Below are 1,395 nucleotides of genomic sequence, written 5' to 3' on the forward strand. Positions count from 1 at the left end.
TGTCCTAGCCGTATCCCCCGAACCCCAGGCAGAACAACGATGCGCGGCGAAGTCGACCCCCAATCCTCGATGTTTCACTATTTCTCGGTCGAGTCCCGGATTCCGGTTGATCACCCGTTGCGTCGTGTGAAGAGACTGGCCGAGTCGGCACTGTCGGCCATTTCTGCGGAACTCGACGGCCTTTACGCCAGGACGGGGCGCCCTTCGATTCCGCCGGAGCGCCTGCTCAAGGCCCAATTGCTGATTGCCTTCTACTCGGTGCGCTCCGACAGGTTGTTCTGCGAGCAACTCGATTACAACCTGCTGTTCCGCTGGTTTCTCGATCTGGACCTGGAATCGGGTGGGCTCGATCAATCGAACTTCAGTCGCCTGCGCGAGCGCCTGGTGGAAACCGACATCGCCCGACGCTTCTTCGACGAGGTGGTGCGTCTGGCCCGCAAGGACAAGTTGCTCTCGTCCGATCACTTCACCGTCGATGGCACCTTGATCGACGCCTGGGCCTCCTTCAAGAGCTTCAAGCGCAAGGACGATGACGAACCGCCCAAGCCCGGGGACGGCACCGGGATGGTGGATTTCAAGGGCGAGAAGCGTTCCAACGCCACCCACCAGAGCACCACTGATCCGGACGCGAAGCTCATGAGAAAAGGCAACGGCCAGCCGGCGAAACTCAGCTACGGCGGCCATGCCCTCATGGAGAACCGCAGTGGTCTGTGCGTGGATCTGCTCATCACCGACGCCACGCTGGCTGAGCATCAGGCGGCCCGCCAACTGCTCACCCGTGCGCGGCGGCGGAAGATCCACCCGAAGACCCTGGGTGCCGACAAGGGCTACCACGTGAAGGACTTCGTCCAGCACCTGCGGGAGCACAAGATAAAGCCACATATCGCCCGAATCGATGGACGCAAGACACCAGGGCTCGATGGACGGACAACCTGTACCGAGGGCTACAAGGTCAGCCAGCGGAAACGAAAGCGTGTTGAAGAGATCTTCGGCTGGCTGAAGACGGTGGGCGGAATGAGAAAGACCCGCTTCATCGGCCAAGCCCGAACCCAGATCGCCGCCTACCTGTCGGCGGCGGCGTACAACCTGCTGCGAATTGCGAAATTGCAGAGCGCGGGGAGTGCGGCATGAAGCGGCACCCGGAATTGGGCGAAAGCCCATTCCCCGGCCCATTCGATGGGCATCAAAACGGGATTGGGAATCCAATTCCGGGAATGAAGTCATGAGAAATCAAATAGCGAGGGTCCCGGTTGGCGAGGCTTCTCGGCGTTTTGCATCGACCTGCTAGCGTTTGGGAATTGCCGTGTGCAATATTGTGTCTCTGCGCCTGAGTCTCACTGGAGGTTCAACGCGGACGCAAACAGCGGGCGTGCCCGCTGTTTGTACTCTCCGCCT

Annotated in this window: 1 protein-coding gene; it reads left to right on the top strand. The window is 60.6% G+C overall.

All coding sequences use genetic code 11. The features are described from left to right. The first annotated feature begins 39 nt into the window (after window positions 1–39). Entirely contained in the window at window positions 40–1,131 is a 1,092-nt protein-coding gene (locus ETQ85_RS25930) for an IS5 family transposase (protein WP_148581853.1), read from the top strand. The last annotated feature ends 264 nt before the right edge of the window (window positions 1,132–1,395 follow it).

Origin of the sequence: Zoogloea oleivorans (genome assembly GCF_008107625.1) — a bacterium.
In the GTDB taxonomy this organism is placed as follows: Bacteria; Pseudomonadota; Gammaproteobacteria; order Burkholderiales; family Rhodocyclaceae; genus Zoogloea; species Zoogloea oleivorans.

What these genes read in the sequence shown, in the direction of transcription:
- ETQ85_RS25930 (WP_148581853.1), top strand. Translation starts at nt 40, where the DNA reads ATGCGCGGCGAAGTCGACCCCCAATCCTCGATGTTTCACTATTTCTCG.